This window comes from Holdemanella biformis DSM 3989 (genome assembly GCF_000156655.1).
Classification (GTDB): Bacteria; Bacillota_I; Bacilli_A; order Erysipelotrichales; family Erysipelotrichaceae; genus Holdemanella; species Holdemanella biformis.
Genome location: NZ_DS996841.1, coordinates 486,159 through 493,070 on the forward strand (window position 1 = coordinate 486,159; position 6,912 = coordinate 493,070).

Annotated in this window: 8 protein-coding genes and 1 tRNA gene; all 9 read right to left on the minus strand. The window is 38.0% G+C overall.

Annotation, left to right across the window (positions count from 1 at the left end; translation table 11 throughout):
* The coding region (locus EUBIFOR_RS03875) for a MerR family transcriptional regulator (RefSeq protein ID WP_003864632.1) at nt 1-656 on the minus strand (656 nt) is incomplete at its 3' end.
* Between the two features lie 297 nt (nt 657-953).
* Complete coding sequence (locus tag EUBIFOR_RS03880) at nt 954-1,202, minus strand: YgiT-type zinc finger protein (protein WP_003864633.1); 249 nt, start codon at nt 1,200-1,202, stop codon at nt 954-956.
* Between the two features lie 67 nt (nt 1,203-1,269).
* Nucleotides 1,270-1,668 (minus strand): hypothetical protein, encoded by a 399-nt coding sequence (locus EUBIFOR_RS03885; protein ID WP_244264145.1) that lies wholly within the window; start codon nt 1,666-1,668, stop codon nt 1,270-1,272.
* A gap of 13 nt (nt 1,669-1,681) precedes the next feature.
* Nucleotides 1,682-1,978 carry a hypothetical protein gene (locus tag EUBIFOR_RS03890; RefSeq protein WP_003864635.1) on the minus strand — a complete coding sequence of 99 codons (297 nt, stop codon included), beginning with the start codon at nt 1,976-1,978 and terminating at the stop codon, nt 1,682-1,684.
* A gap of 9 nt (nt 1,979-1,987) precedes the next feature.
* Entirely contained in the window at nt 1,988-2,986 is a 999-nt protein-coding gene (locus EUBIFOR_RS03895; protein WP_003864636.1) for a DUF6017 domain-containing protein, read from the minus strand.
* 78 nt (nt 2,987-3,064) lie between these two features.
* Nucleotides 3,065-3,970 (minus strand): ParB/RepB/Spo0J family partition protein, encoded by a 906-nt coding sequence (locus tag EUBIFOR_RS03900; protein ID WP_003864637.1) that lies wholly within the window; start codon nt 3,968-3,970, stop codon nt 3,065-3,067.
* Entirely contained in the window at nt 3,960-4,787 is an 828-nt protein-coding gene (locus tag EUBIFOR_RS03905) for a ParA family protein (RefSeq protein WP_003864638.1), read from the minus strand. The genes EUBIFOR_RS03900 and EUBIFOR_RS03905 overlap by 11 nt, the downstream gene beginning before the upstream one ends.
* On the minus strand, nt 4,760-5,629 hold the full coding sequence (locus EUBIFOR_RS03910) for a ParB/RepB/Spo0J family partition protein (RefSeq protein WP_244264146.1): 870 nt from the start codon (nt 5,627-5,629) through the stop codon (nt 4,760-4,762). Before EUBIFOR_RS03910 ends, EUBIFOR_RS03905 begins: the two co-directional genes overlap by 28 nt.
* Nucleotides 5,630-6,049: 420 nt before the next feature.
* Nucleotides 6,050-6,126: transfer RNA gene (locus tag EUBIFOR_RS03915), tRNA-Arg, on the minus strand.
* Nucleotides 6,127-6,912 lie beyond the last annotated feature (786 nt).

A 6,912-nucleotide genomic window follows, 5' to 3' on the forward strand; every position in this document is an offset into this window, starting at 1 on the left:
TCACCATAATAATTGTTCATCTGTAATTTGGCATAGATAAAAGGTTTTAATAAATAACGGATTATGATACAGCTAACGGGACAAATAAAAATCCAGTTTTTATTCACCAAAGATGTTGCCACACCTTTACTCCATTGTACCGGAATCTCTACCGGCAACTTAGAATAAGACAACGCCCCAATAATCAAGCATAATACGGTAATCGTTATCCAAGTAAGCATACTTCCCCATATATACAAAAAGCTGACTGAATCCAATTTGAAAACAGTTTGATTATCTTTCCAATAATCCTGCAACTCTGTTACATATTGTTCTACCTGTAATTTTTCATAACTAATACTTTCTTCATCCAGCATTTTTTCGCACATGAGTTTCGCCTTATTCAAATCAGTAATCTGACTTTTTAATACTTCATTCTGCTTCTCAAGCGTTTCCTGCAATGTTACTTTTCCAGATATAATGCTTCGTATATCCTCAATAGAAATTCCTAATGTACGCAGATATGCAATCTTCTTTATATTTTCCACATCATTTTCTGAATAATCTCTATAACCATTACTTTCGTTTCTTGAAGGCTCAATGAGTTTTTCCTTTTCATAAAAACGAACATTAGAACGGGATAAACCTGTTCGTTCTTCTACGTCTTTTATTTTCATGTTATGCACTCCTTTCAAGCAACTCTATTTTATCTTAAGAATAAGCTATAAACAAGGTTTACAGTCAAGCATTGATCCAAAATCTCTTCTCTTTTAGTTATAAATCAATTCAGCATTCACAACCGCTCTTGCTCTACTCCAAATATTATTCATTTCTCCTACCCAACGACTTGACATTTTCTATTTACAATTTCATAGCCATAGGGATAGCGACTGGAATTTTGATAAGAAAAAAAGCAGTCAATCCTAAGACTAACTGCTTTGTGTGTATGGATATGAAATTGTCAAAATTGAAATTCACAATATTAATTGAGAGGCAGAAGCTTCTTCATTTTCACATTCTGCATAATCAATATTTTTTACATTTCTTTGAGTGGCATATTGAACAATTCGTTCTTGAATTATTTCATATATAGTTATTTTCCCACATTCAGGACATATTTTTGCTGGTACATTTGTGGCATGATATATTGTGCCATCATAAACTACATCAGTTTCTGTTGTAATATTTTTTAACCATTTTTTACATTTTTGACATCTAAACATAATCGCTCTCTCCTTTAACTCCCGATTTGCACTTCAAATCGTTTTCTTTATTCTATCATAGCATCCATTATTCCGCCATCAGTCTTTCGAACCAAGTATCCATGACAATGATGAACTGGCCTACTCCTGGCAATTCTTGCAGCATTTCGTCAAGAGTTTTCTGTTTCACATATTTCTCCACATACACCCAACAGGCAATGCTACTGGCTTCTGATACAATGTCAGCTATGGTTTTGCGCATAAGCTCTTCAAATTCAGCAATTTCTTCTTTTTGGACAACATCATACAGTGTTGGTGCCTGATGACTTAATTTTACGCCATTTTCATTTGCATCTTTAAGCAGATTCTTAACTTTTTCTCTTGAGTTCTCCGGTACTTTCATGTACTCCCACATAAATGCTACCACATCAGATGGTGTGTCTTTTTTTAGTGGTGGTAACTGAATATAATCATTGTTTTTGCTCATTTTCATATCCTCCTCACAATATAATAAAATCAATAATACGTTCTCTTGTCATGTCCAGTACAGTATCTACGAAAACTCCTGCAAACAGAATCAGATACAGAATAACACTCAACGAAAACAGAAATGTAACCTGTACCCAGTCATGGTAACAATATGCAGTCGCTATAATCAACAAAGTGAATATAAATCCAAGGATTCCTCTGACAACCGCATAAGTCTGTACTGTCATTTTTACTGCCAGGCCGATCACAAAAAGGATCAGCCATATCGGCAGTAATAATATCTTCCCAGCAAGTTTTAAAATAAACATGTGCACCTCCTATCTTACCAGTCCTGGCATATCATGGTTCACCTCTGCCTGATAATACCCATTCATCGTAGACGGTGCATTAAACAGGGCTGCTAATAAGTATTTCTTGATGTTCTTCACCTTTGTGGTGTTACCACGCATACAGTGTAAGACATACTCAATATGTGAATAGGTCAGCATCAGAAATTTTTTCTTTACCAGTGATGCCGGATACCAGTTGCTGGCAATCAAGATCTTGTCATGTTTACACATCACAGTTTCTACGATCAGGTTCACGATTTCATCTACCTGTCGCATATCGTCATGATGGGTTACTTCCAGTGATTCATAATCAATGGTCTCTTTGACAAGGTTTTCATAAGCCTGATAATCCTCAGAGTGATTATCGCTATCAAATCTTTTCTCATCTACAGATATGATATGATTAGATTTATTATCATTCATTTCAGTATCACTAAGATTAGTATTATTAGGGTTTGAAATGTAAACTTCTTGAAGTTTGTTTTCGGGACTTCTAGAAGTTTGATTTTGGGACTTCATGAAGTTTGAATTGTAAACTTCTGTAGATTCCTCATTTTCCACAGAAGTTTGTTTTTTAAACTTCTTTAATTCCTCTTCAAATTTTTTCTCATCTGTTTTCTCAGGCATAAAGGTTTTCACGTAGATAACGTTCACCTTTCCAAATCCCTGTCTGCGTTTCTCAATCAGACCAATTCCTGTTTCGTCATCCAGTTCTCTCATGGATTTGATAGCTTTATTTCTGCCACAGTTCAGTAATTCCATGATATCTTCGATGGAAAAGTAGATATATGCTCTGTTTTTGTCGTCAAACCACTGATTCTTGATGGAAAGAGACATTCGATCCAACATCAGTCCATATAAAATTTTAGCATCGCTTGATAAATCTTTAAAGTAACTGTCTGTAAATAATACTTTTGGTATGCGGTAGAAGCTGAACTGATCAGCTTCGGTACCGTAAAAATAATTAAATGTCATTTTTTTCTCCATAATATCCTCCTTTCATTTTCTGCTAAGAAGTCCTCTTTTTAAACTTCTTTGACTTTGTTTTCTTAGCTTTTTCTATCTTTAACAGGACTGTTCCTGCATCCATTTTTCTAATAATGATTCAATCACCTGTTCCATATCTTTGGTTGTGTAATCATTCGGAAAGTACTTTGTCAGTTTCTTTTCTGAGAAAGTGATAGACCGGGATACTTTCTTTGCCATCACACAGTTATTGAAAATTGATAACATCTGAATCTGATTGATTGGTCCATCATTCAGTTGAGTTCTGAGTGTTGCAATCTGTTTTGGCTTGATAAATCCAGTGTCGCTGATATATTCATAAATCCATTCTTGTACATCCTTATCGATGTAAGAGATATCAATAGCAACTGTAAATTGGAGCTTTTTCTTATCTACCAGATCTAAAAGTTCTGGTATTAATTCCGTGAGACGAATATATCTTTGAACCTGTCGTCCACTTTCTCCATTATCCTTTCCAATGAGATCTGCCGTCTCATAATTCCCGACATTTTGTCGGGGATTTTCTTTTGTCGGACGACCTGCTGTTCTTCTCATAGCATCCATTTTCATCTTATATGCAAATGCTTTCTCACTCGGTAACAGTTCCTCTCGCTGAATGTTAGCGTCCACCATCGCAATCACGGCATCATCATCCGATAATTCTCTTACAATCGCCGGAATAGTCGTAAGTCCTGCAAGCTGTGCTGCATGCATTCTTCTGTGACCTGATACCATTTCATATTCTTCATTTTCATCCATGCGAAGCAGTACCGGTGTCAGTACTCCATTAATCTTTACACTTTCTACCAGATCCTGCATCTTTTCATCATCCAGCACCTTGAACGGATGATTTTTAAACGGATGGATCTTACTGATTTCTATCTCCATTGCAGATTCTTCATTTACCACACCAAGCAGTTCATCAATACTTGCCAGTTTAATCTTTTCGCCACTTCTATTTTTCATTCTTCAAAACCTCCTGTGTCAATTTCATATATGCCTCGGCAACTTTTCCTTTCGGACAGTGCATGTAAATACTTTTTCCCTCTGCACTGGTCTCAGCTGCTTTTACAGACATCGGGATCACATTTTCAAATACTTCAATCTGGCTTCCGTAGGTTGTATGTACTCTTGATGCAATATCTCTTGCGTAATTGGTTCTGAAATCTACCATAGTCAGGAGAATGCCCTCAATCGCCAGTTTCCGGTTTAATCTTTTCTTTACTGTAAGAATGGTCTTGATCAGCTGTTGAAGTCCTTTAACAGGCAGATATGCGGCCTGCACAGGTATCAGCACGGAATCGGAAGAGACCAGTGCATTGATCGTCATCATACCAAGGCTTGGCATACAGTCGATCAGGATATAATCGTATCGGCATCTTATCGCATCGATATATTCTTTCATGATCATTTCCCTGCTCATAACATTTCCCATCGTTACTTCCAGGGCAGAAAGCTCAATATTTGCCGGAAGAAGATCTACATTTTCCTGGTGATGTAAGATACCATCTTCCAGAGAGATTTCTTCTTCGTTAATGACATCCATCATAATCGTTGCCAGTGTGATGCGAAGATCATCCGGTTCCTCATATCCAAGACTTGCTGTTAAACTTCCCTGTGGATCCGCGTCAATCAGCAACACTTTCTTACCTTCTCTTGCCAGTCCTATGCCTACATTTACGGTTGTGGTGGTCTTTCCGACTCCGCCTTTCTGGTTTACTACGGATATAACTTTACACATGATTTCTTCCTCCTTTAACTTTCCCATGATTCTTTTTTCCATAATTTCAGCAGTGCCAGTATTTCCCGTTTCATCATTGCCGGTGTATAGGAATTTGGAAAATACTTGTGTAACTGCTCGTTTGTGAATGCCACTCTTGTGATCTCACCCTTTTTCACTTCACACATGATCTCTTCCATCTTTTCCAGTGACAACTGCTTTTCTTTACTCAGTTGCCGGATTCTCTGGGCCTGTGAGAGTGATGGGATCGCCTGTGCATACTCCATTGCTACAAGCAGTTCCTTTTGTTCTTTTTCACTCAATGCAGCTATCTCTACAGCCGGACAAAAAGAAATGATCTCATCATCCAGTTTCTGCAGCATTTCCGGTATCAGTTTGGTCAGTGAGATATAACGCTGCACTTGTTTTGGGCTATCACCACAATCCTCACTGATGATCTCTATTGCACGCTTTCTTGGTATTTTGTGGTCAACTTGGCTCTTTTTTCGACCACTTTTTCTTTTCAATACGTCATTCTTCAATTTGTAAGCAAAAGCTTTTTCACTGTAGCTGATCCGTTCTCTGTGAAGATTGGAATCTACCATGCTCAAGATGGAATCATCTTCACTTAATACCCGGATAATCACCGGTACTTTACGGTATCCCAGTTTCTCCGCAGCATGTTTTCTTCTGTGACCGGATATGATCTCATAGTATCCATCCGGTACCGGTCTGACGATCAGCGGATTTAAAATGCCATACTTCTCAATGCTTTCCTGCAGAAGAAACATTTCCTTATCATCTTTTACCTGAAACGGATGCTCCTTGAACGGTCGAAGACGCTCAATCTCAATTTCTATGATTCTTTCTTCGTTTTCTCCTGATTGTCTGTTTGGCTCAGTCATCTTGACTCCTTTCCTCCAGGATTCAGGAAATAAAAAATGCCTGCCTGGAACTTTTATAGATAGTAAAGTTCCAAACAGACATTGCTGTTTGACCATTAGCTGTAGCTAATAGAATTGAGTACTGTTTCAGCTAATTTATGTTTGCAGGTTTGGGAGAGATTGTTTCTTTTCCCGCCTTTTCTCTGATTTACATCCCCGAATAAGGGGTGACAACAGAGCGGAACCCAAATGTTAGCTGGACTTCCTAAAACCCATGTTTGCAAAACGGTAATTTTGATTAGCTGTCAGCTAACAAAAATCGGATTGCGTTAGCTGGAAATTGATCATTTTGAATGGAATTTCATGTCACGAACGTGATTAGAAAATAACAAAAGCGTTCGTTGTCAGCTAATCCAGCTAACATTTTCGAACGCTTTGAACCGTCCCTGGGGGGATTCGAACCCCCGCAAAAACCCGCCTTAGGAGGGCGGTGCTCTATCCAGCTGAGCTACAGAGACACATGCCGCAAACCCTTGATTTTACTGGGTTTCTGGGATTTTTTCCTTCGGCCATATATAAGATTATCAACTCTTTTTCGAGTTGTCAATCTACAGATTTTTTCGATTCGGTAACATTAGAACGCTCCCCAATTTGGGGAATGCTTTGTTGTCACCTTTGGCATTTTTCAGAATAGATTCGAACTGAAAGTTGTTTTTCATTTTTTCCCTTTGGGGAATGCCTCGGCTTTCTCTTAGGAGTTGACCCCATGTTTTGTCCGCTTGATATCGTGAAGTGTTAATTGTGCCGTAAATACGGCATTTTTAGCACTTTTTTGATTCTTCATTTTTGTCCGTTTTGTGCTAATAAATGGGTTCGAATGATGGTTCGGATGACGTCATCCGAACCCCTCTAATTAGCAAAAAAGTTCGGACCCGCATAGGTCATCCGAACACTTTTCACCCATTTTTGGAAGCCCTGGACGTGCATTCGAACCCCATGGCACGGAGCCTGAACAAATTTGGAGCCCCCCGACAGCATCCGAACCGTTCGGATGCTCTTTTGGATGCCTACTTTGCCCCAAATACACTCTTCTGTAGTCTAAAACATGAGTTATGGAAAGAAAATTATTACAATTTTGATGAATAAAGCTTACTATGCTATAGTTTCTTTAAAGAAACTCTTTATTAAAATCATTCAAATATAAAAAGATTGGAGAAAACATGAACAATGAAATTATTAAATTTATAAATGGCGATTTACAACTAGATGTTACAGTATCACCTGATAACGAAACGGTTTGGCTC

Excerpts from the sequence above, each read along its gene's own strand:
- EUBIFOR_RS03880 (WP_003864633.1), bottom strand. The coding sequence starts at position 1,202 with ATGTTTAGATGTCAAAAATGTAAAAAATGGTTAAAAAATATTACAACA.
- EUBIFOR_RS03885 (WP_244264145.1), bottom strand. The coding sequence starts at position 1,668 with ATGAGCAAAAACAATGATTATATTCAGTTACCACCACTAAAAAAAGAC.
- EUBIFOR_RS03890 (WP_003864635.1), bottom strand. The coding sequence starts at position 1,978 with ATGTTTATTTTAAAACTTGCTGGGAAGATATTATTACTGCCGATATGG.
- EUBIFOR_RS03895 (WP_003864636.1), bottom strand. The coding sequence starts at position 2,986 with ATGGAGAAAAAAATGACATTTAATTATTTTTACGGTACCGAAGCTGAT.
- EUBIFOR_RS03900 (WP_003864637.1), bottom strand. The coding sequence starts at position 3,970 with ATGAAAAATAGAAGTGGCGAAAAGATTAAACTGGCAAGTATTGATGAA.
- EUBIFOR_RS03905 (WP_003864638.1), bottom strand. The coding sequence starts at position 4,787 with ATGGAAAAAAGAATCATGGGAAAGTTAAAGGAGGAAGAAATCATGTGT.
- EUBIFOR_RS03910 (WP_244264146.1), bottom strand. The coding sequence starts at position 5,629 with ATGACTGAGCCAAACAGACAATCAGGAGAAAACGAAGAAAGAATCATA.